The sequence below is a fragment of the Trinickia sp. genome (genome assembly GCF_051953955.1).
Taxonomy (GTDB): Bacteria; Pseudomonadota; Gammaproteobacteria; order Burkholderiales; family Burkholderiaceae; genus Trinickia.
The window spans coordinates 19,653-42,440 of the sequence record NZ_JBQCIF010000048.1; the positions used below are offsets into that span (position 1 = coordinate 19,653).

General features: G+C 65.7%; 18 protein-coding genes. 8 read left to right on the forward strand and 10 right to left on the reverse strand.

What is annotated here, in order from left to right; translation table 11 throughout:
- Positions 1-10 precede the first annotated feature (10 nt).
- From ACTHNZ_RS09225 to ACTHNZ_RS09235, 3 genes are read right to left on the reverse strand one after another with little or no spacing between them, the layout of a single operon-like run.
- Positions 11-640 carry a hypothetical protein gene (locus ACTHNZ_RS09225; protein ID WP_440542201.1) on the reverse strand — a complete coding sequence of 210 codons (630 nt, stop codon included), beginning with the start codon at positions 638-640 and terminating at the stop codon, positions 11-13.
- On the reverse strand, positions 637-1,140 hold the full coding sequence (locus ACTHNZ_RS09230) for a hypothetical protein (protein ID WP_440542202.1): 504 nt from the start codon (positions 1,138-1,140) through the stop codon (positions 637-639). Before ACTHNZ_RS09230 ends, ACTHNZ_RS09225 begins: the two co-directional genes overlap by 4 nt.
- Positions 1,141-1,180: 40 nt before the next feature.
- Positions 1,181-1,561: a hypothetical protein gene (locus ACTHNZ_RS09235; RefSeq protein WP_440542203.1), complete on the reverse strand. Its 381-nt coding sequence runs from the start codon at positions 1,559-1,561 to the stop codon at positions 1,181-1,183.
- 522 nt (positions 1,562-2,083) lie between these two features.
- On the opposite strand from ACTHNZ_RS09235, the gene ACTHNZ_RS09240 reads away from it, so the two are divergent.
- Both ACTHNZ_RS09240 and ACTHNZ_RS09245 read left to right on the forward strand, forming a co-directional pair.
- The gene (locus ACTHNZ_RS09240; RefSeq protein WP_440542204.1) at positions 2,084-3,463 is read left to right on the forward strand and encodes a sigma 54-interacting transcriptional regulator; all 1,380 of its coding nucleotides are present in this window, start codon (positions 2,084-2,086) and stop codon (positions 3,461-3,463) included.
- Positions 3,464-3,625: 162 nt separating this feature from the next.
- The gene (locus tag ACTHNZ_RS09245) at positions 3,626-4,597 is read left to right on the forward strand and encodes a thymidylate synthase (protein WP_440542205.1); all 972 of its coding nucleotides are present in this window, start codon (positions 3,626-3,628) and stop codon (positions 4,595-4,597) included.
- Between the two features lie 120 nt (positions 4,598-4,717).
- Here ACTHNZ_RS09245 and ACTHNZ_RS09250 read toward each other — a convergent pair whose 3' ends face one another.
- Complete coding sequence (locus ACTHNZ_RS09250) at positions 4,718-7,201, reverse strand: DUF6600 domain-containing protein (RefSeq protein WP_440542206.1); 2,484 nt, start codon at positions 7,199-7,201, stop codon at positions 4,718-4,720.
- Positions 7,202-7,331: 130 nt separating this feature from the next.
- A complete protein-coding gene (locus ACTHNZ_RS09255) occupies positions 7,332-8,054 on the reverse strand; it encodes an ArsR/SmtB family transcription factor (protein ID WP_440542207.1) in 723 nt (240 codons plus the stop codon).
- 372 nt (positions 8,055-8,426) lie between these two features.
- Between ACTHNZ_RS09255 and ACTHNZ_RS09260 the strand changes: the two genes are divergently transcribed.
- The 6 genes from ACTHNZ_RS09260 to ACTHNZ_RS09285 all read left to right on the forward strand — a co-directional run bounded on the left by ACTHNZ_RS09260 (position 8,427) and on the right by ACTHNZ_RS09285 (position 14,552).
- Complete coding sequence (locus ACTHNZ_RS09260) at positions 8,427-8,558, forward strand: hypothetical protein (protein WP_440542208.1); 132 nt, start codon at positions 8,427-8,429, stop codon at positions 8,556-8,558.
- A 172-nt stretch (positions 8,559-8,730) separates the two neighbouring features.
- On the forward strand, positions 8,731-10,002 hold the full coding sequence (locus ACTHNZ_RS09265; RefSeq protein WP_440542209.1) for an MFS transporter: 1,272 nt from the start codon (positions 8,731-8,733) through the stop codon (positions 10,000-10,002).
- A 42-nt stretch (positions 10,003-10,044) separates the two neighbouring features.
- A complete protein-coding gene (locus tag ACTHNZ_RS09270) occupies positions 10,045-11,100 on the forward strand; it encodes a GlxA family transcriptional regulator (RefSeq protein WP_440542210.1) in 1,056 nt (351 codons plus the stop codon).
- A 99-nt stretch (positions 11,101-11,199) separates the two neighbouring features.
- A complete protein-coding gene (locus ACTHNZ_RS09275) occupies positions 11,200-11,703 on the forward strand; it encodes an acyl-CoA thioesterase (protein WP_440542211.1) in 504 nt (167 codons plus the stop codon).
- A 216-nt stretch (positions 11,704-11,919) separates the two neighbouring features.
- Positions 11,920-13,113, forward strand: coding sequence for a patatin-like phospholipase family protein (locus ACTHNZ_RS09280; protein WP_440542212.1), 1,194 nt, complete (start codon positions 11,920-11,922; stop codon positions 13,111-13,113).
- Entirely contained in the window at positions 13,110-14,552 is a 1,443-nt protein-coding gene (locus ACTHNZ_RS09285; RefSeq protein WP_440542213.1) for a methyl-accepting chemotaxis protein, read from the forward strand. Before ACTHNZ_RS09280 ends, ACTHNZ_RS09285 begins: the two co-directional genes overlap by 4 nt.
- A 150-nt stretch (positions 14,553-14,702) precedes the next feature.
- Here the strand turns inward: ACTHNZ_RS09285 and ACTHNZ_RS09290 are convergent, their stop codons facing one another.
- From ACTHNZ_RS09290 to ACTHNZ_RS09310, 5 genes are all read right to left on the reverse strand, one after another.
- Positions 14,703-16,922: a dockerin gene (locus ACTHNZ_RS09290; protein ID WP_440542214.1), complete on the reverse strand. Its 2,220-nt coding sequence runs from the start codon at positions 16,920-16,922 to the stop codon at positions 14,703-14,705.
- 506 nt (positions 16,923-17,428) lie between these two features.
- Positions 17,429-18,826 (reverse strand): class II fumarate hydratase, encoded by a 1,398-nt coding sequence (gene fumC / locus ACTHNZ_RS09295; protein WP_440542215.1) that lies wholly within the window; start codon positions 18,824-18,826, stop codon positions 17,429-17,431.
- Between the two features lie 69 nt (positions 18,827-18,895).
- A complete protein-coding gene (locus ACTHNZ_RS09300; RefSeq protein WP_440542236.1) occupies positions 18,896-20,524 on the reverse strand; it encodes a phospholipase D family protein in 1,629 nt (542 codons plus the stop codon).
- Between the two features lie 379 nt (positions 20,525-20,903).
- Positions 20,904-22,313, reverse strand: a complete 1,410-nt coding sequence (locus ACTHNZ_RS09305) for an MATE family efflux transporter (protein ID WP_440542216.1) — start codon at positions 22,311-22,313, stop codon at positions 20,904-20,906.
- Positions 22,314-22,516: 203 nt separating this feature from the next.
- Positions 22,517-22,738, reverse strand: coding sequence for an RNA-binding S4 domain-containing protein (locus ACTHNZ_RS09310; protein WP_440542217.1), 222 nt, complete (start codon positions 22,736-22,738; stop codon positions 22,517-22,519).
- Positions 22,739-22,788: the final 50 nt, after the last annotated feature.

The following is a 22,788-nucleotide window of genomic DNA, read 5'->3' on the forward strand; positions in this document are numbered from 1 at the left end:
AGGTGCTGCGTTAGAAAAAAGTGCCCGCCGGGGGACGGAGCACGAAACTATTCGCCGTGGCATTACCGGCGCCGGCCGTCTGGTTGATTTGCGCGATGCCGCTCGCGTTCTTGAGCACATCGTTGCCGATGTGCACCGCGCGCTCGCCATGGGCCATCGCCGATGCATCCACACGTCCTTGCTTGGGAGAGGCGGCGGACAAGACGCTGTCCGACACGCTCTCCACTCCTTGCGCGGCAGCGCCGAGAACGACGCTGTTGCGTTGGAGATTGGCCGCGCCCGCCGCTTGATTCACCATCGTCACGCCGGACACGTTCGAAAAGGCGCCGTCTTCGATGCTGGCCACCGCGCTCGGCACGCGCGCGCTGGCTTGCACGCGTTGCGCCGAGCTCGTGCCGGCGACGCCGTTCGGCGCCAAGACGATCGCTGCTTGATTGGTTTGTGCGTTGTCGAGCCCCGCCGCTTCGTTCACGGCGAGAACGCCTTTCGAGCCCGCGAAGGCATCGGCCGCAATGGCTGCGTTGCCCGTGACGACGGGGGTGGTTTGCGCCCACGTCGTCGGTGAGGCTGCGAGCGCTGCGAAGCCGGCGGCGACAGCGGCGGCCGCGCGTGCGCGGCGCATGGCGATGTGCGCGTTCATTTGAGCCCTCCGACACCCGAGAGCGCCGAGCTCAACGGCGCGAGTGCACCCGTCACCGACGTCGAGATCTTGCCGCCGATGCCTGTCGTCGTCGGCGCGAGCCCGCCCGGGCCCATGGCGACGTTGCTGCCCGTCGCCGAGCCGCCGAGAACCTTCGTCAACGTCTGCAGGCTCGCCGCGCCGCCGCCGAGGCCGGTGCCCGCGATGCCTTGCGAGCCGTGCGCTTGCGTGAGATCCGCGTCGGACACGAGCGTGGCGACCGACGAATCGAATGCCGGGGCCGGGAAAGTCGTTGCGCGCACAGCGACCGGGTTCTCGTCTCGGGGCAGCGCCTTGAACGCATCGCGCGGCATGACTTGGCGCTCGACGATGATGTCGCCGGAGCGATCGTTCGCCTGTGCGTGAGCGCTCGGTGCGATGGCCGCGAGCGCCGCGGCGATGCTCGGCGCAAGTGCCGCTCGAGCGAGGCGCCGGTTCGAGGCGAAGAGGGTGAGGATCATGTCGGGTTCTCCGGCAAGGATGAGCCATCGGCTCGCTGCGCTACTGACGGAAATAGCTGACCGCGTTGCTCTGAGCCACATGGGCCGAATCGGCCGGTACCGGCACCGGTGCGGGCGGCGCGATTTCGTCCCAGAGCGTCACCGAGGGCGAGCCTTTGAGGACTTGCATCGATGCGCCGACCGTCATGAGTCCCGGGCCGGTGCCGCGCTGACGCGCGAGCACACGGTCGTCGAGCGCGGCGGCATTGCTTACCGGCGATTCGGCGGCGAACAGCGCGGCTTCGCCGGTCGCGCGTACGTCGCTATCGCTCAGTGCGCCGGCGTGCGCCCGGCCCGGCGCCGCGAATGCGGCGAGCGCGATGCCAAGCGCTGCGACGATGACCGCGCGGGAACGAAGCGAAATGGGGTGAACGAGGTGCATGGCGTCTCTCCGTGTTGCGCGGAGCTAACGCGAAAGCTGTGCCATGGGCGCGAAACCGTTGCGGCAATTGGCTTTTCTCGTCATTGCCCGAGCTGCGGCAAACTCAAACGCCGAAATCCGTTTCAGGGCTGAAACGGCATATCGAAAAGCATTGGGGAAGCCGATTCGTCGGCGGAAATCCCATGTCGTAAAAGCGCCACGAATCGACGTTTAACATTGCGCTGCACTATCCGCGCCAAACCGCATGGCGCTTGCCTCGGCCTCTCTTGTTTCAATTCTTACGGTCGGTGCGGGTGTCTGAATGACGGGTCGTATAGTAAGCTGTGTGAACAGTTTCACGTCGATTAAAAAGCCGAGCACACGGCAATTGCTATTAATAATTCATTTGCGGGGTCGCGGTAGTTTGGGCAAAGGACTGTGAGCGGGCTTCGCCCACCCGGGCGGGTCAGAGGCGAGCGTGCGCCGGCGCATCGGCGATGGCACGGTGTTTCGCTTCCCGTTCATCCATAAGAGGTCTGAACAATGGAACCCGCAAATCGACACCTGATTTACGTCACTCGCGACGTCAACACGCAATTGAGCGCGCAATTCAATGCGCGCGGCTGGGAAGTCGAGGTGGCGGCCAGTGCGCGCGATGCGCGACGGGCGCTACGCAGCGACGCCGCGGCCGGCGGGTTGCTCGATCTGTCCAGCCGCTTCGATTCGCACGAGATCATTGCGCTCGAACCTTGTTTGACGAGGCCGAACGTCGGCTGGGTCGCGGCCACGGCACCCGGGCAAATGCAGGAGAGCGCGCTGCGCCGCCTCGTGCTCGACTACTGCTACGACTACATCACCATGCCTTATGAAGCGCCGCGCATCGTCGATTCGGTCGGCCATGCGTATGGGATGGTCGTGCTCGGCGCGCGCGACGAGGAAGAGGACGAGCCTCCCGCGCATACGGGCGAAGGAGAAATGGTCGGTTCGTGCGAGGCCATGCGAATGCTCTTTCGCATGATTCGAAAAGTGGCGATGACCGATGCGCCCGTCTTCGTCTCGGGCGAATCGGGCACGGGCAAGGAGCTTACGTCGGTCGCGATCCACGAGCGCTCGGCGCGCCGCGCGGCGCCGTTCGTGGCGATCAACTGCGGCGCCATTCCGACGCATCTGCTGCAGTCCGAATTATTCGGCTACGAGCGCGGCGCATTCACGGGCGCGCATCAGCGCAAGATCGGCCGCATCGAAGCTGCGCATGGCGGCACGTTGTTTCTCGACGAGATCGGTGACCTACCGCTCGAAAGCCAAGCGAGCCTGCTGCGCTTTCTGCAAGAGGGCCGCATCGAACGGCTCGGTGGCCACGAATCGATCGCGGTCGACGTGCGCGTGATCTCGGCCACGCATATCGACATGCAGCGGGCGATGGCCGAGGGACGATTTCGCGCCGATCTCTATCATCGGCTCTGCGTGCTGCAGATCGACGAGCCGCCGCTGCGCGCGCGAGGCAAGGACATCGAGCTGTTGGCCCGTCACATGCTCGAGCGTTTTCGAAAGGACGGCACGCACCGGCTGCGCGGGTTCTCGGCCGATGCGATCGCGGCGCTCCACAATTACGCGTGGCCCGGCAACGTGCGCGAACTGATCAATCGCGTGCGGCGGGCGATCGTGATGTCGGAGGGGCGGCACATCACGGCCCACGATCTCGAACTGGCAGAGTACGTAGAGATTGCGCCCGTCTCGCTCGCACAGGCGCGCGAAGCGGCGGAGCGGCAAGTGATCGAGGTTGCGCTGCTGCGCCATCGGGGCCGCTACGGCGATGCCGCTCAGGAGCTCGGCATCTCGCGCGTGACGCTGTACCGGCTATTGAGCTCGCACGGCATGCGCGACATCCACCCGGAGCCCGGCGATCAGCGGCTGTCGAGCTGACGAAGCGGGGCCGTGCTCGAGCTGTCCGGCCTTTGCCCCGTGCCGCTCGAGCGCGGCGCCGGGCGGAATTCTCGCTGCTTGGTAAAATCGCGCTTTGCGCGGCGCGAAGGCGGCCGTGCGCCACGAGCACCAGCGCTCGCACGAGCCGAAGGACCCCAGCGCATGAAACAGTATCTCGACCTTGTCCGCACGATCCTCGATACGGGCACCTGGCAGGAGAACCGCACCGGCATTCGCACGATCACGATGCCGGGCGCGATGCTGCGCTTCGATCTGCAGGAAGGGTTTCCGGCCGTCACCACGAAAAAACTCGCGTTCAAATCGGCGATCGGCGAAATGATCGGGTTCCTGCGCGCGTCGCGCAGCGCGGCCGATTTCCGCGCCCTCGGGTGCAAGGTCTGGGATGCGAATGCGAATGAGAACGCTCAGTGGCTCGCTAATCCGTACCGCGAGGGGACGGACGACCTTGGCGACGTCTACGGCGTCCAATGGCGCAAGTGGCCCGGCTACAAGGTGATCGACGCGTCTCACCCGGCGCGCGTGGCCGATGCCACCGTGCGCGGCTACCGCATCGTCACGCAGTTCGAGGAAGCGGGTGTGCAAAAGGTGCTCCTCTACAAGGCGATCGATCAGCTGCGGCAGTGTCTCGACACCATCATGAGCAATCCCGCCGATCGCCGTATTCTGTTTCACGGCTGGAATCCCGCGCTGCTCGATCAGATTGCGCTGCCTGCCTGCCACTTGCTCTATCAGTTCCTGCCGAACGTCGCGCGCCGGGAAATCTCGTTGTGCCTCTATATCCGCAGCAACGACGTCGGGCTCGGCACGCCGTTCAATCTGGCCGAAGGGGCGGCGCTGCTGTCGCTCGTGGGGCGGCTGACCGGCTATGCGCCGCGTTGGTTCACGTATTTCATCGGCGATGCGCACATCTACGAGAACCAGCTCGATATGCTCGAGCGGCAGCTCGAGCGCGAACCGTATGAAAGCCCGCGGCTCGTCATTGCCGATCGCGTTCCGGCTTATGCGGAGACGGGTGTGTACGCGCCAGAATGGCTCGAGCGAGTCGAGCCGGGCGATTTCTCGCTCGCCGGCTATCGGCATCACGACCCGTTGACCGCGCCGATGGCCGTTTGAGCGCGGAGGGCCGCGCCGGCTAATTTGCCGGCTACGCCGAAAGAAAGCCCGCGAATCGCAAGGTGCCGATAGGTCGTGCCTTGCGATTCGCGGGCTTTGTCGTTTCATCGGCGGTCGCCGTCAGCCTTGCCGATGCTCGCGGCTGGGATGCGCCGGCGCCGCTGCATGTTGCTGCTCATGTTGCGGGTGCTGCTGCGGGGCGGGCTCAGGCCTTGGCTGCGGCTGAGGGCGCGGCTGCTCGACGTGGGGCTGAGGCTGCGGCTGCGGACGCGGCTGCTCGAAGTGGGGCTGAGGCTGCGGCTGAGGGCGCGGCTGCTCGACGTGGGGCTGAGGCTGCGGCTGAGGACGCGGCTGCTCGAAGTGGAGCTGAGGCTGCGTGAGAGGGCCCGGCTGCTCGACGTGGGGCTGAGGCTGTGGCTGCGGTCGCGGCTGCTCGACGTGGGGCTGAGGTTGGGGACGCGGCTGCGGTTGCTCGATGCGAGGCTGCGGCTCCGCCCGCGGCTGTTCCTGTCGAGCAGGCTCGTTGCGCGGTTGCGGGCTCGGCTGCTCGACACGCGGCTGTCCCTCCGGCTGCTGAGCACGCGGTTGCATCTGCGGCTGTTGCGCATGCGGCTGAGGCTGCATCCGCTGTTCGTTCATCGGCGGATGCTGCTCGGTGACGGGCGCATGCGGCTGCGTCCAAGACGGAGCGGGGCGTGCACCGGCTTCTCCGCCGCGCTCGGCGGGCGGATGGTTCATCGCGGGCGGGCGCGGCACACCGTTGTTCGGCTGTGCATGCTCCATTGCTGCTGGAGCGCGCGCCGGCACCTCGGCGCTGGAGCGTGGCGCTTGACCCGTGCTGGGCTCGTGCGGCTGCTGCGCGCCCGCTTCCGGATGCGGCTGCGCTCCAGTCTCCGGATGCGGTTGCGTGCCAGGCTGCTCTCCGCGCTGCGGGACGTTCGCACGACCGTGCATCGGCGTGATGACGGGCGTATGTGTGTCGACGACGCGTACGTCGTGCATGTTCATTTGCGGGGCACGGCCCGCGACCGAACCCGGCGTTGCCGGCCGCACGACAGGCGCGCCCGCGCCGGGCACTTTGCCGCCCGCTTGCGCGAGGTGCCGGGCCAGCGGATCGCGGTAGACGGCCGGCGTAGCCGGCGCGCGCGTCGCGACGACGGGACGCGCGGCCAGCGTCCGCGGCGGATGGTTGACAGCCGGGCGTAGTCCCGAGGCGAAGCTTTGGCGTACCGGCGCCACGCCTGCCGCACCCGGGCTGAATTTGACGTTCCGCCATTGCCGCGGATCGACATGCTGAGCAAACCGTGCTACCGGCTGGCCGTGCACGAACGCGGTGGCCGGCACGGCGGTGACGGCGCCCGGCGCACGATAGTTGACGTACGTGTTGTGGATGTTGGTGATGTTGACGTTATTGTTGACGATGACCGTCCGATTCACACGCTCGTAGTAGTGCGGGCTCCAGCCGCCCCAGCCCGGATGCCACACTTCGCCGGGGCCGAGCGGGAACCAGGCGAGCCCTGCCGCCGCGGCGCCGCCGATCGTCAGGCTGACACCCCAACTGACGCCGCCGCCACCGCCGACGAACGCGACGAGCGCCGGCGCATAGACGGGCGGCGCGCTGACGACGAGCGGCCCGGGCACCCAGCACCAGGACGAGCGTACGTACGCCCAGCGCCCGTAGTGGTACGGTGCGAAGCCCCACGGCGCATCGTCGATCCACGTCCAGCCCCAGGGCGCGATCCAAGCCCAATGGCCGTCATGGTAGGGCGCCCAACCGGCGGGCTCTTGATTCGGCACCCAGATCGCGCCGTACTGCGGATCGTTGCTCCACGTGCCGTTCGCGTCGAGATCCTCGTAGCCGGGCATGTCGCGCGACACGTAGCGGGCCGAAACCGACCGGTCTTCCGCGGCGTCGCGGTGCGCGGCCCACGCATCGAAGGCATCGGGCGAGGGCGCCTCTGCGACGGATGCCTCTTGCAGGTTCGTCCCCGTGAACGTGATCTGCTGCCCTGCCTCGACGGGCACCTGCCCGTTATCGCCGTAGGCCGTGAGCGCTCCGCTGCGCACCGTCACCGTCGTCGTGCTGCCGTCGGGCGCAACGTCGACGCGGTAATCGCCGGGCCGCGTCACGCCGAGCGCGACGTTGGGCGTGTCGATTTCATACGACGAGCCGCTCGGCATTTCTCGCACGCGCGTCGACAACGTGCCCTGCGCGACTTTCAATTGCGCATGGGTGTCGTCGAGGTTCATGACGTCGAGGCTCGTGGATGAGCCCAGACGCACGGCTGTCGAACCGATGTGCAGCTCCGAGCGCGCATTGGCGTCGTTCCAGAGTTGATCGCCCGTCGTCAGCGGACGATTGACGGCGGCATACGACCAGTCGGTCGCGCCGGCCGGCTCGGTCGTCACGGTACCGGCCATGTAGTTCAGACGGGCGACGCGTCCCGGCGGATCGCCGGCTTGCATGGCGGGTGCGCCGTCGGGCGCTGGCGGCGTTTGCGCAAACGCGGCGCGCGTGGCGAACGTGAACGGCGCGAGCGCGAGCAGGGTATAGCCGGCGATGCGCCGGAAAGTCGTCAGCGATGTGCGGGTGGCGGTGGTCATGGGGATCTCTTTTGGTGTCGGATCGTACGACGGTCCGTGACAGCACTGTAGCCCCACCGCGTGTATCAATGCGCTCCGTTTTGTAGCGGTCCGTTCCTGCGTGTAACCAAAAATATCGGGGTGCGGCCGCTCAAGCCGAAAGCAACGCGTCGAACCGCTCGTGCCCGGCGGGCGTGATGCGCAGCACACGCGGTTTTTCGGCGGGCTCGACCCAGCGATGATGCGTCCAATGATCGAGCAGCGCTGCGCCGAGCGCCCCGCCCAGATGGGCGCGCCGCTCGCTCCAATCGAGGCAGGTGCAGGCGAAACGTCGTTTGCGTGCGCGCTGCGCGCCGACGTCGATGCCCCAGCGTGTGAGCATGACGGAGCCTTCCTCCGTGGCTTCGACGTTGCCGCCTTCGTCGATGAGCCAGCCGCGCGCAAGGAGGTGATCGAAGACGCGTACGGCCAGCTCGCCGGCCATATGGTCGTAGCAGGTGCGCGCGTAGCGCATATCGAGCGGCACCGTGCGCCCTGCCACGGGCGCGGGCCGAGCCGGCGCGCTGGCCTGTGCCAGGTGCGCGAGCGCCTCGATGGCCGCGGCGATCTCGGGTGTCGCGATCCGGTAATAGCGGTGGCGTCCCCTGACCTCGAGCGCCACCAAGCCGCTTTCGGCGAGTTTGGCGAGGTGGCCGCTCGCCGCCGAAGGCGAGAGTCCCGCGATCATCGTCAACTCGCCGGCGGGTCTTGCGCTGCCGTCCATCAGTGACCACAGCATTGCGGCGCGGCCAGGATCGGCAAGCAGCGCGCCGATGCGCGAGAGGCCCGGGAAGTGAGCGGTCTCGCGTTCGGAATCGGAGGGGAGGGTGGCCATGGCGTGTCCTCGTCGAGTCGATGTGGAGTGCAAGGCTCAACTGTAAACGCCGGATGCAATCGATGCTTCTGCGTAACATGAAGTATGGAATGCGCAGTGGTGCTTCGATTCGCTTCGATTTGCTTCGATTCATCGTAAACCTGACTCCGGGTTGAAACTCCGCCCTTCAGGGCGGTGAGCCGGGACCCCGGCCTGAAGACCGGTTGTGGACGGTCGCTAGCGAAAAGACGCCGCAGCGGCGGATCGCCGTCTCGGATCCCAGTTGCCGAAGCAGCGCGCTCAACGCCGAAAGCTCAACGCCGAAAGGGGTGGGGGACGGCGCTAGAATGCCGTTTCGGCACGGTTTTCAAGCGGTTTTGAGCAGGAGCATGAATGAAAGCGTGGTTGACGGTTGTTTTGGCCGCGTGGCTGTGCGTCGGCTGCGCGCAGAGCGGTGGTTCGTCCGGCGGCGGCAGCATCACGATGTACGGCACGATCGATCAGGGCATCACCCTTCACAAGTAGTGCGCGGCCCCGGTGCGCGGCTGAATCGAAGTGTGCCGGCGGACCGAAACGTCGAAGGGCCAAGCGATGCGCTGCGATCGCACACGTTGGCAGGAATTGATGCATCATTGGCACGTCTGCCAATTCGGCTCGGGGGAGGATACGACTTTTCTCGTCCCGCCAGAGGTACCCGATGCACGCTTCCTCGACCGTAGAACTCGGCCGCGAACATGCCGGCCGCCGCAATGCGCGCATTCTGGCGCTCTGCCAGGCGCTCTACACGTCGTCCGTCTCGATCGATCTCACGTTGACGGGTCTCGTCGGCTATACGCTCGCCGACGACAAAGCGCTCGCGACGCTGCCGTTCTCGCTGATCACCGTCGCCGCCGCGCTGACGACGATCTTCGCCTCGTTCTTGATGGCGCGCATCGGCCGCCGGGCCGGCTTCGCGTTGGGCGCGGCCGTCGGTGCGGCGGGCGGCGCCATCTCCGTGCACGCGATCTTCATTCATAGCTTCTGGTTGTTTTGCTGCGGCACCGCCACGGTCGGCGTGTTCCAGGCTTTCGCGCAGTACTACCGCCTCGCGGCGGCCGATGCCGTCGAGACGCACGCGAAAAGCCGGGCGATTTCGACGGTGTTGACGGGGGGCGTCGTTGCCGCCGTCCTCGGGCCTGCGCTTGCCGCCTGGAGCCGCGATTGGCTCGCGCCCGTCACGTTCGCCGGTTCGTATGCGCTCGTGACGCTGCTCGGCCTCGCATCGATGGCGCTCGTGCTGGCCGGCTATCGCAATGCGGGCCCTGCCGCCGCGGCGAACGCTTCGGCGGGAGCGCCGGCCAAGGCGAGCGCTTCCGAGCCCGGTGCGCGACCGCTCTTGCAGATCATCCGGCAGCCGATTTTCATGGCGGCCCTCGCCAACAACGCGATCGGCTATATGGTCATGATGTTCGTGATGACGGCCACGCCGATCGCGGCGGTCGCCTGCGGCCATACGATCGGGGACGGCGCCCGCATCATCGAATGGCATCTCGTCGGCATGTATGCGCCGTCGTTTTTCACCGCGCGCTTGATCGCCCGCTTCGGTGTGTTGCGCATCGTCGGCGCGGGCATCGTGCTGTCGGCGGCGTGCGGAGCGATCGCGCTCTCGTCCACGGATTTGCCGCATTTCTACGCGGCGCTGGCTTGCCTCGGCGTGGGATGGAATTTCATGTTCGTCGGCGGCACGACCTTGCTCGCGCAATCGTATCGTCCGAGCGAAAGGGCCAAGACGCAGGCCACGAGCGAGTTCACCACGTTCGCTTGCACCGCGCTGGCGTCGTTGACGGCGGGACAGTTGCTGGCCCGATTCGGCTGGTCCGCCGTGAGCGCGTCGATCTTGCCGGCGTTGGCGGTGGCGGCTGGCGTAACGCTCGTTTATGCATGGTCGCGCGCGCGTGCGAGTACGCTTGCCGCAGCCGGCATGTCGTGAGGCCAGCGAAACGAATCGCTTTTCAATCGGTGAGGATTCCTAATGATTGCGCCCGCAACAGGCCCCGTACGTCAAATCGTGTTCGCCGTCGCACCGCATCTCGTGTTGCTCGACGCATGCGGCCCGCTCGAAGCGTTTTGGCGAGCCGAGCTCGAGTTGCGCCAGGCGCGCAAGAGCATCGGCGACGAGGCCGTCGCCTATCGATTGCGCGTCGCATCGATCGAAGGCGGCACGCTGCAGACGCACGTCGGCCTGCCGGTCGTCGTCGAGCGGCTCGATGCGCTGGAGCATGAGCCGATCGACACGATCATCGTCGCCGGCACGTTCGTGGCCGATCGGATGGTGCTCGACCCGCAGCTCGTGAAGTGGCTCGAGCGCGCCGCGCCGCGGGCGCGCCGTGTCTGCTCGGTGTGCGTCGGTGCGTTCTATTTGGCCGCCGCCGGTTTGCTCGAAGGCCGCCGTGCGACGACGCACTGGCGCAGTGCCGACGAGCTTGCCCGTTGCTTCCCGGCAATCGAGGTCGATGCCGATCCGATCTTCATCCGCGACGTGCGCGAGGGCCGCGCCGTTTGGACCTCGGCGGGCGTGACCGCCGGCATCGATCTGGCGCTCGCGCTGATCGAAGAAGATTTCGGGCATGCGGTTGCGATGCAGGCGGCGCGACGGCTCGTCGTGTTCATGAAGCGCCCTGGCGGGCAATCGCAGTTCAGCGCGACGCTCGATGCGCAGCAATGCGCGACGGGGGAGTTCGACGCGCTGCATGCCTGGATGGTCACGAACCTGCGCGGCGATCTTTCGGTCGAACGGCTCGCCGAGCGGGCCCGCATGTCGCCGCGCACGTTTGCGCGGCGCTACGTCGAAGCGGTCGGACGTACGCCGGCCAAGACCGTCGAGGCGCTGCGGCTCGAAGCGGCTGCTCGCTCGCTTGCTCAATCGCGCCGGCCGATGAAGCGAATCGCGCTCGATTGCGGCTTCGGCACCGAGCAAAATTTGCGGCGTGCATTCGTTCGACGCTTCGGTGTGCCGCCGCTCAATTACCGAGAGCGTTTTGCGCCGCTCGATGCGGCGGCGTCATCGGGCATCGGCGGGCGAGCCTGAAATCGTGCGCGCATGGGGCCGGGGCCACGGAGGGCCAATATTGGCACCCGTATAATCGGCTCCTTTCTAGCTGCGCGAACGCGCATCACCGGAGCCACGATGAGCACGCCTTCGACCCCCTTGGACCGTTCGGAAACCACGTTCCGTTTCCTGGCCGAGCCGACTTCCGTCAATTTCGGCGGCAAGGTGCACGGCGGCGCATTGATGAAATGGATCGACGAGACGGCCTACGCTTGCGCGGCCGTCTGGTCGGGGCGCTACTGTGTGACCGTCAGCGTCGGCAACATTCGCTTTCGCCGGCCGATTCTCGTCGGCAATCTCGTGGAATTGCGTGCACGCGTGGTCGCAACGGGCCGCACGAGCATGCACATCCACGTCACCGTGCATGCCGGCGATCCCAAGAGCGGGCAACTGCGCCTGACTACCGATTGCCTCGTCGTGTTCGTGGCCGTCGATGAAAACGGCACGCCGATTCCGGTGCCGGCGTTCGAGCCGCGGACGGACGAGCAAAAGCGCGTGGCCAAGTACGCGATGGATGTCAAAGCGGCGCTCGACGCGATCGTCGAACTCAAGCCCGAAGAGATGGCCAAGGGCTCGATCTAGCGAACCGAAGCAGCAGCCCGTGCTTGACGTTGGGCCTGCGCAGTCGGAGGCCGGTTAGCGATGGCAAGCGCGATGAGAAGCGCGATGAGAAGCACGATGAGAAGCACGTCGTCGCGCCCTTTGCCGCCGGCGAAGTGCCGATTCGAGGAATAAGTCTAAAGAATTGCCGTCCGCTGCCGTAAGTACGAACGACCACCAGCCGACGGAGAACTTCGCATGGCCACTCGCCCCGCCTCCAAAGCCGCTCCTGAACGGCGTGCGGCCGTTGCTCCCGAGCAGGGCAAGAAAGCGTTGCTGATCAGCGGCGGCGCGCCGAATTCGAGCCTCGTCGCGGGCGCACTCGTCGCCTTCATCGATCGGGGCATCTTCTTCGACATCATCTCGACCGCAGGCGCTGGCGCGCTGATGGGGTTGCTCTATGCCGCGCCCGCTGGCGGCGATCCACGCGCCGCTTTGACGCAATGGCAGAACGTCGGCGTCGACGATGCCATCTACGATTGGTTTCCCGTCAACTACAAAGTCTTCATGAAGCCCGGCGCGGCGGCCGGCGCATACCGGAACGCACTCTTGACGTCGCCGTTTACGCAGCCGTTGTTCGACACGTTTTCGCCGAACTACATGACCGGCCTATGGGCCGATTGGCTGCGGCTCGGCTTTGCCGCCGCGAGCCCGACGGATCTCACCGCGGCGAGCCGCGGCCTATGCGCGCATCTGCCGTTCGCCGCGCAGGCGATCGATTTTGCCGCCGTGCCGGACATCGCGCCCGAGTTCTACATCAACGCCTACAACACGACGCGGGGCGAGATGACGATTTGGGGCAAAGACGAGATCACGGTCGAGCACATGCAGGCCGCCTTCGCGTTCCCGATGATTTATCCGCCGTATCGAATCGGCGGCGAGGAGTACATCGAGGGATCCGCGATCGATACGATCAACTTCAAGGCGCTCGTATCGGACGACCCTGCCGCGCCGGGAATCCATCGCGATCTCGACACGCTCGTCGTGTTCGACATCCTCGGTCTCGACAAGCTGATCCGCACGCCGCGTTCCCTCTACGATTCGTGGGTGCATTCGATCATCAATCCGCTCGTGCAATTGTCGAAGGACGACGTGCGGTTGTTCGAACTGCAGCACAACATCGATCCGGCGACGGGCAAGCCCAAGCGCAAACTGCTGAAGGTCGACCTGACCGCGCATGTTCCCGAAAGCCACTGGCCGAAGATGCTCGATTGGTCGGCGTCCAACATGAAGCTGCTATTTGAGGCCGGTTATCAGGCGGGTCTCGCGTTCTGCGACGAGCATGCCGCTTTGCTCACGCGGGCGGGCGCTCGCGCGGCGCAGGCCGGGTCGCGCCAGGCGCCGGTTGCTGCCGCGGTCGGGGAAGACAGTCCGGTGGGAGCGGAGGGATGAAGGGCGCGTTCAAGGCGATGGGAATCGGCGCGCTGAGGGCGATGGTGCTCACGGCTGGGGCTGGGCAGGCCATGCTGCTGCGGGCGATCCGAAAGCACAACACCGCTGTCGCCGTGCAGGCCGCGCAAATCGGCAAAGAAGTGAAGGACGCCAACGGCCGCGCAGGCAAGCAAGCCGAACTGGCGCAAGAGATGTTCGCATCGATCGAGCGCAGCGCGAGCGAGGTCGATTCGATTCGCCGCAGTGTCGATGTGATCTCCGGCGTCGCCGATGAACTCGCGGCCGGGCTGGCGAACACGCGGACCGACATGGTCTCGGCGAACGACAAAGCACGAAACGCGGCGCAGACGATGACTGCGTTCAATGCGAACATCGGCAAGCTGATGGAGGGCACGCAGTCCATCATCGGCGTCGTGGGTGAAATCGGGGCGATTTCGAGCCAGACGAATCTGCTCGCGGTGAACGCGTCGATCGAGGCGGCCCGCGCCGGGCAGTCGGGGCGCGGTTTCGCCGTCATCGCGGCCGAGGTGCGCCGGCTCGCGGAGCGCACCCGCACCCTCGCAGCCGAAGTGACGGCGCAGATCGAGGCGATCCGCGCGCAATCGCGGCAAACGTCGGATGCCGCCGAAGCGATCTCGACCAACATCGGTGCCAGCTGCGATGTGATCGGCGGTGCGACCGAACAGCTCGGCCGATTTGCCGACGGCAGTGCGCGCGTGTCCGAGGAAATCGGTGCGATCAGCCAGGCGGTGGCGGCGTCTGCCGATAACAATCACCAAATCCGCGAGCATGCCGCAGACATGCGTGAGTTGTCGGACGAGATGTCGGCATTGATGAAGACTTGCATCGAGACGTCGCAGACGCTCATGCACTCGTCCGAGCAAGTCATGGAGCAGTTCGGGCGAATGCAAGCGTCCGATGGCGCATTCGGCCGCGTGGTGGCCCACCTGAATGCCGGCGCCGCACGCTGCGAAGCGATGTTGGGCGACCTGATGCGCAACGGTTTCGACGTGTTCGACAAGAACTACAAAGCGATTGCGGGCACGAATCCGACGCAATATCGAACGTCGTACGACCAGGCATTCGAGAAAGTCTTCCGGCCGTTCTACGATGAGATGGCGGCACGGATACCGGGTTGCGACTTGGCCGTGATGGTCACGAAAGGCGAGACGTATCCGCCGACGCACGTGAGCAAGTACTGCCAGCCGCAGACGGCCGATCCAGCGCGCAACCTCGCTCATTCGAGAGACAAGCGGTTTCACAACGGCAATCCGATGCTGTTGAAGTGCGGCGACGATACCCGTGAATTTCTGTTTCAGGCCTACGTGCGCGATGTGGGCGATATCTTCGTGCTCGTGTCGAAGCCGGTGTTCGTCGGCGGGCGGCATTGGGGCGGCTTCATGCTCGGGTTGCAGCACGAGGCGATGTTGGCGGATTGAGGGGGGTGCGGCCGGCATCGCTGCTGGCCGGCGCATGAAAAACCCGAAAGCGGGTGGCCGGCTTTCGGGTCGTGACGACTACCCATTCCGTTCACCCCTCGCTCAGACGAATTGCAAGGGGTTACCAGATGGTCGATCGGGCGATGAACGTCAATTGCTGTAGATCAGACCGCGGCCAGTGCCGTTGACGTAGATGCGCCCGTAGGTGTTCCAGTCGGCCGCGATGTGTTGGATGCCGCCGAACTGATGCGCATCGTCGTTGAAGCGCGACCAGGTCGCCCCGCCGTCGTCGGAGTGATACACGCCCCATACGCCGTTCATCGTACCCACCACATAGATCGCCGCCGAGTACGAACTGCCGTCGGCCGCCTTGCCCAACGCGATCTGGCTGGCTCCCGGCGCGCCGTTGGCGGAAGCAAAGCCGCTCAGCTTCGTCCAGCTCGTTCCCGAATCCACCGAGTGGTACACGGCGTTGCCGTCGCTCAGCCAGATGTCGCCCTCGACGTTGGGGTTGACCGCGATCGAGCTGTCGTTCCAGTCGTTGGGGGCGAGGTTCGCCGACACCGAACCCTGACTCAGGCCGAACGTATGACCGCCATCGGTCGAGACATAGACCTTGCCCGGCGTCGCCCATGTTGCGCCGCCCGAATCATAGGCGTAAATCTTGTTCGGATTCCGGCGATCGGCCGCCAAGCGATAGCCGCGCGGCCAGCCTTGGCCGACCACCGCCAGCGCCGGCAGGTTCGTCGCGGTCCAGCTCGCGCCATTGTCCGTGGTGTACGACGGCACCGAATTGGCCGGGGCCCAGACCACGTTGTTGCGCGACGTGGCCACGATGTTGCCGGTGGCGGCAGTGCTCGCTTGAGCACCGGCAGGCAGGCTCGCGAAGTTCGCCCACGTGTTGCCGCCATCGCCGGACCAGAAGCCGAAGCCGCCGGCACCGGACCAGTTCGCCACGCCGGCGCCGACGATGTAGAGGGGATCGGACCAAGCCATATCAGCCGCGTTGCCGCTGCTCCAATTCGCGGTGGGCCCAAGCGTCGGCCGAGTCGTGAGGTCCGTGATGACCCATGTGCCGATATCGCCCGCGCTGTTGATGAGCTTGTAGGGCGCGCCGGCCGGCGGCGTGGTGACGGACAAGGTCGCGGTTTCCTCGAGGTTGTTCACCTTGAGGTTCCAGGTCGGCGCGGCCGAGGAGGCGTTCGTGGTTTCCCAGATGCCGCCGCCGAAGATATGCATGATGTGATCGCGGTTGGCCGGATCGATCACGGTGTCTTCGTTCCAGCCCGAGTAGCCGTCACCGCCCGTGTGCGTCATGTTGGCTTCGATTTCGCGCCAGCTATTGCCGCCGTCGTCGGAGATCTGGGTGACTTGCTGCCCGGGGTAGTTGCCCCACGTGCCCGTCACGCCCAGGGCGATGCGGGCGCTCGAACCGAGGCCGGAGACCGACAAGCCGCCGTAGCCCCCGTTGGCGCTGCTATTGAGCAAGGTCCAGTTGTTGTTGTCGCTGGCACCGAATTGGTAGAGATAGCCAGGCCCGACGGCGCCTTGTCCGGCGTTCTTGTTGAACACCATGTAGAACAGGCCGTCGGCCGTGCGAACGATGTGGGGAATATAGTAGCCGGACACAGTGGATGGGACCGGGACCGGCGTCCATGTCGCACCGCCGTTGAAGGATTTGTACAGCGTCGAGGTCAGGCCCGCCGCGTTGGCATAGTCGGGGGCGATGGAGGCCCACATGATCCAAGTCGGCTGGCCGCTACCGATGGTCGAGGTGTCGAATACGACCTGCTCGACGCCGATCGGCGTGCCCGTCATCGTGGTGGACGACAGCCCCGTGACTTGGGCCCAGGTGTGGCCCGAGTCCGTGCTCTTCCATAGGCCTGCCGTGCGCGAACCGTAAAACAGCGTCGACGGATCGTTGGGATCGACCGCTAGGCGCTCGCCGACAGCCCGGCCCGTATCGTTGCCGCCTACCGAGAACGGCAGGCTATACCACGTCCAAGTGTTGCCGCGATCGGCCGAAATATAGATGCGGCCGTTGGCACCCCAGTACGTGGTGTCGCCGGTGACCATGTAGACGATCTGGTCGTTGGTCGGGTCGAGGGCGAGGCTTTCGACGCCGTGATACCGGCCTTCCGTTTGGCCGAAGCCGAGGCCATCGGTCAGAGGGATCCACGACGACGAAGTCGCGTCCCAGCGGTAGGCGCCGCCGACGTCGGTACGCGCGTAGAGCAGGCTCGCGTTGGTCGGATGATAGATGAGGCCGGTGACATAGCCGCCGCCGCCCCATGTGACACTGGCCCAGCTCGTGGCCGCGGCCCCTGGAACCGCTGCGGCAGCCACGGCCTGCGTGGAAGCATGCTGCACGGTGCCGGCCGTGCCGGCTGTGCCGGACGATCCGCCGCTGCATGAAACCAAGGGCAACACCGCACAAGCAGCCCAGAACCCCTGGTGGATTCGACCTTTTATCTTCATCTTCGTTTTTTTTCCCGTTCTGTCGTACGGCGTTCGCCCGCATCTTTCGACGCAAACGTTTGCCTTTCGAGTCGAAAGCTCAGCGCTCAGAATCAATAGATACGCCCTGGATCAATAGATAGCGTGGAAGCAACGCAACCGAAACGTCTTGCCGTCTCGGCCGGTAGTGGGTTGGACAATGAACGTGGCCGCGCCTCAGGCCGGCCGTGTACGGCGGCGAAATGACCTACCGCCTATCAATTAGTAGTCCTAACGATTCTGCCGTCACGCTTATCTTAATGGGCGCGCCGTGAAAATACATTGAGCGCTAGGCCGAAAAAAGCGTAAGGAAACCCTTAACGGTGCGTAGTGATTTCCTGCTGGACGGGGCGGGCTCCGTCGGCCGCCCGCCCGTCGATTTACCCGCTCCGTCCCGTCATTGCCTCGGGACGCACCCATTCGTCGAACTGCGCCTCGGTCACGTACCCCAACGCGAGTGCCGCGGCCTTCAGCGTCGTGCCTTCCTTGTGCGCCTTCTTCGCGATTTGCGCGGCCTTGTCGTAGCCGATGTGCGGGTTGAGCGCCGTCACGAGCATCAGCGATTCGTTCAGCAGCGTATCGATGCGCGCGCGGTTGGGCTCGATGCCGACGGCGCAATGATCGTTGAAGCTTTGCGCCCCGTCCGCGAGCAGGCGGATCGATTGCAGCACGTTGTGCGCGATCATCGGACGGAACACGTTCAGCTCGAAATTGCCGCTCGCGCCGCCGAGATTGATCGCCACGTCGTTGCCGAACACCTGGCAGCACAGCATCGTGACCGCTTCCGACTGCGTCGGATTGACCTTGCCCGGCATGATCGAGCTCCCCGGCTCGTTCTCCGGTATCGCTATTTCACCCAAGCCGCAGCGTGGACCGCTCGCGAGCCAGCGTACGTCGTTGGCGATCTTCATGAGGCTCGCGGCCACCGTCTTTAGCGCACCATGCGCGAAGACCAGTGCGTCGGCCGCGGCCATCACCTCGAATTTGTTCGGGGCACTGACGAACGGGATGCCCGTCAAACGGCCGATCGCCGCTGCAACCCGCTCGGCGAATTGCGGATGGGCATTGAGCCCCGTGCCGACGGCCGTGCCGCCCTGCGCGAGCTCGTACAAGTGAGGCAGCGCCGATTCCACGTGCGCGATGCCGTGCGCCAGTTGCGCGGCGTAGCCCGAGAACTCTTGCCCGAGCGTGAGCGGCGTCGCGTCTTGCAAGTGGGTGCGGCCGATCTTGACGATGTCGGCAAAGGCGCTCGACTTCGCCTCGAGCGTGGCGCGCAGCGTGGCGAGCGTCGGCAACAGGTGTTTGACGATCGCGCTCGCGGCCGCGACGTGCATCGCCGTCGGAAATACGTCGTTCGACGACTGGCCACGATTGACGTCGTCGTTCGGATGCACCTTGCGCGCTTCGCCGCGCTCGCCGCCGAGCAATTCGCTGGCACGATTGGCGATGACCTCGTTCAGGTTCATGTTCGTTTGCGTGCCCGAACCGGTTTGCCAGACAGCCAGCGGAAATTCGCCTGCGTGGCGGCCCTCGATGACTTCGTCGGCCGCTTGCATGATCGCGTGCGCTTTATCCTCGGACAAGACGCCCAACTCGAGATTGACCTCGGCCGCGGCGCGCTTGATGACGGCGAGGGCGGTGATGAGTTCGGGTGACTGCTTCTCGGTCGAAATCTTGAAATTGAGCAGCGAGCGTTGCGTCTGCGCGCCCCACAAGCGCGCGGCCGGTACGGCGATTTCGCCGAACGTGTCGCGCTCCATGCGATGGTTTTCGGTCATGGTGCGTCAGCTCCGTTACGAAAAAATGTAAAAGCGGGGGTTCGGCCCGGGCGCGATCTGCGCGTGCGCCTAAAGTTGCGAGTCGATCGGCAACAACGAGAATAGACCTGTGAGCAAATTGCGTACGAACCCGGCTTCGGGGTCGAGCGTCCAGGTGTGCGGATGCGGCGGCCCATCGCCGTGCCGTTCCTCGCCGGTCCAGACGAGGCCCGAATCCGGTTCGCCGAGCGCGCGGGCCTGCGCTTGCTCGTTCGGCGTGGCCAGACGCACGCGATAGCTTACGCTCGGCGACATCGACTGCTCGATGAGGCCCGCCACTTGGCCCGCTATCGCCGGGCTGTCGATGACGAGCGCGAGCTCGCTGTTCAGGTGCGCGGAACGTGGATCGAAGTTCAGCGACCCGATGACGAGTGTCCGCCGGTCGATGACATAAGCTTTGGCATGGAGGCTCGCGCGCGATTCCGAGCCTCCGAAAAAGCGCGAATGCTCTCGCTGCAGCGGCTGGAACTCGTACAGTTCGACGCCCGCTTTCAGCAAAGGAATGCGATAGGGGTTGTAGCCGGCTTGCACGGCGACGGCATCGGTCGATGCCATCGAGTTCGTGACGACGGCCACGCGCACGCCGCGGTGCGTGAGTTCCGAAAGCAGCTTGACGCCGGCATCGTGCGGCACGAAGTAGGGCGAGAGAAGCAAGACCTCGTGCTGTGCGCCGCGGAGCAGTTCGGCGAGCTTGTGCATCGGCGGGCTGCGGTAGTCGTCGTCCGGGGCGGTGATCTTGAGCGGCGAATCGACACTGAACGTCGCGTGCGCCCAGATGAGCCCCATTTGCTGCTGGGCGATTTGCTGCCAGAGCGGTGCGGCGCGCAGCGGTTTTGCGCCGACGGCCTGGGCCTGCGCCTTCCAATGCGCACGCAATTCCGCACGCGCGGCTTTCAGGTCGCCCGCGGCGTAGTTCTTCTTGTCGACCGCGCTCAATGGATAGGCGCCCGCGCTGTTCCAAAATGCGTCGAAGCTCTTCGAGACGTCCTCGACGATCGGGCCCGCGGCGACGACGTCAAGATCGCGGAACTGCAACTTGGGGCTTGCGCTGAAGTACTCGTCGCCGAGATTGCGGCCGCCGACGATCGCCACTTCGTCGTCGGCGATCATCGCTTTGTTGTGCATGCGGTGGGTGAAGCGATCGATGCGGGTCAGAAACGTTTCGGTGCGGGTAAAGACGCTCGGGCGCGTGGTGCCGAACGGGTTGAAGATGCGCACCTCGATGTCAGGATGAGTCGAAAGCGCGGCCATCAAACGCCGCGTGTCGTCGAAGTTCAGGTCGTCGACGAGCATTCGGACTCGCACGCCGCGATCGGCCGCATAAAGCGCGGCAGCGAGCAGCAACCGCCCGGTCGTATCCTCGGCCGCGATGTAGTACTGCAGATCGAGCGTCTTGGTGGCCGCGCGGGCGAGCGCGATCCGCATTTGCAGCGCGTCGGTGCCGTCGGTCAGCAGCCGAAAGCCCGATTGTCCTTCGTGTGCCGCCACGAGCGGCGCGAGGGCCTGGCCGAGCGGTGTCGCGCCCGGGTCGGCCAGCGCGTGGGTGGCAGGGCGGTTCAGCGAAGTGGCCGGCGGCAACGTTGCGCATGCGGCGGCCAAGCAGCCCAGAAAGACGAGCGCGAGCCAGCGCCCGATGCGGGCCGCATCGACACGCGGGATCTGCCCGCGCCACAGCGGTTGACGCCGAGCGGCCCAGGGCCGCCGCCATTGCTCATCGAACACGTCGGACTCTTCCTTCGCTGACGGACCGGCCTGATCGAGCCCTAGGGGGCTCGCGCGGCACTCGTTATCTCATTACCGCATTCTATGAGAAGCCGGCGCTGATTACTCGTCAAGCATGCGGGCGCGCATGCTGCGTGCGCACATCGTGGCATCACGCACTACGCATGGCGTATTCGACAAAAAACGGCCCGCCGAATGCGCGGGCCCAATACCCTGTCAGAAGAGTCCGTAACGATCCTAGGCGGATGACGCGCACCCGCCAACCAATAAAGATTGCTTTGCTTATTGAAAACGAAACGAAAACCGACTCAGGGCACTAGGCTCTGGCCGGCAGCCGCGTGCGGCGCTCGAACCGTGCGGTCATCAGCACGGCGACGCTTGCGAGGCCAGCCGCGAGCCCCCACCAGAGGCCGCGTGGCCCATAGCCGGCGTGAAACGCGAGCAGATATCCGGTGGGAAAGCCGACGGCCCAGTAGCCGAACGCAGCGGCGAGCATGGGCACGCGCGTATCTTTGAGTCCGCGCAGGCAGCCCGAGCCGATCGTCTGCATGCCGTCGACGATCTGGAACAATGCCGCCACGCGAAGCAGCGATGCCGCGATCGAGATCGTCTGCGCGTTGGCCGGATCGTCGAGCTTCAGATAGAGGCCGACGATGTTCAGATAGAGGCCGACGATGGTGTGCGGGGCGACGATGAACAGCAGCCCCGTCATCGACATGTAGGCGACGCCGAGCCCGAGCGCGACGAAGCCGGCGTGACGTGCGGCAATGCGATTGCCGGCGCCGATCCAATAGCCGACGCGCACGTTGGCCGCTTGCCCGATGGCGAGCGGCACCATGAACGTCACGGAGCTCACGCTCAGCGCGACCTGGTGAGCAGCCAGCGGCTTTTCACCCATGAGTCCGATGAACAGGCCGGTGCAGAGAAACAGCATCGATTCCACGCCGTACGTGATCGCCACGGGCCAGCCGATCGAGAACAACTCGCTCATGAGCGGCATGGTGGGGCGCTTGGCGACCACGAAGTGCTTGTAGCGCGGGCGCCCGTGCAACAGCGCGACGAGCGCGATGGTGCTGAGCCAGATCGTGACGGTCGTGGCGGTGGCCGAGCCCAGCATGCCGAGCCGCGGCAGCCCCCAGGCGCCGTGAATGAGCCCGTAGTTCAGCACGCCGTTGAATACCACGCCGACGAGGGAGACCCATAGCAGGCGCTTCGCCGCGCCGATGGCCGGCAGGAACGCGCGCATCATGCCGACGCCGATCAGGCTGCCGAGCGAGGCGAAACGCAGCACGCCCGTGTAGGCGCCGACGTCGTGCGCGAGCGTGGCCGGTTCGCCGAATGCGAGCAGGATCGGCTGGGCGAACGAGAGCAGCACGAAGGCCGGGACCGCAAGCAGCACCGACAGTGCGAGCCCCGTCCAGTAGATGTGCGGCACGCGATGCTCGGCTTGCGCGCCGCGCGCATTGGCGACCGTGACGCTCACGGAAGTCAGCACGCCTTGCAGCAGCGTGACGATGACGAAGAAAATCCCCGCGCCGAGGCCGCCTGCGGCGAGCGCGTCGGCGCTCAACGAGCCGAGCAGGATCGTGTCGGTGACGCCCATCGCCATCTGCGACAGCTGCGCGATGGCGAGCGGGGCGGCCAGGCGAGCCGTGTCGGCTGCGTGGCGAGAAAGCGGTGGCGGGGCCGGCGCGGCGGCGGCCCTCGTAACAGTGGACTCTGGCATGGCGAAGCGAGCGAGGCGCAACGGGCGGCGCATCGGCGCATTCAGCGCATGCGGCCCTCGTTGTTTTGTCGGAAAGAAAAGAGCTTATTGCTTCGGCGCTTGCCTGTCGATGGTCTGCGCTGCCGCGAATAGTGTGCTGGGCGCTGCGGGGCAGGGCGGCGGGTGCAATTTTCGAGATCGGATGCCTGGCGCCTGCCCGTGCTTCAGCCCGGCTCGTGAACGGCGATGCGCGTATCGCCGAGCATGACGACTTGCCCCGCGCGGATCTTGCAGGTCTTGCGCAGCTCGATTTGACCGTCGACCCTCACTTCGCCCGCCGCAACGAGCGCCTTCGCCGAGCCGCCGCTGTCGGCCAGGCCCATCAGCTTGAGCAAATTGTGTAGTTCGACGTAATCGCCCGTGAGCGTGAAATTGAGATTGGCCATGGCGATGAGCGGCGCCGGCATGCGGCGCGAAAGCGACTAGGGCAGGCATC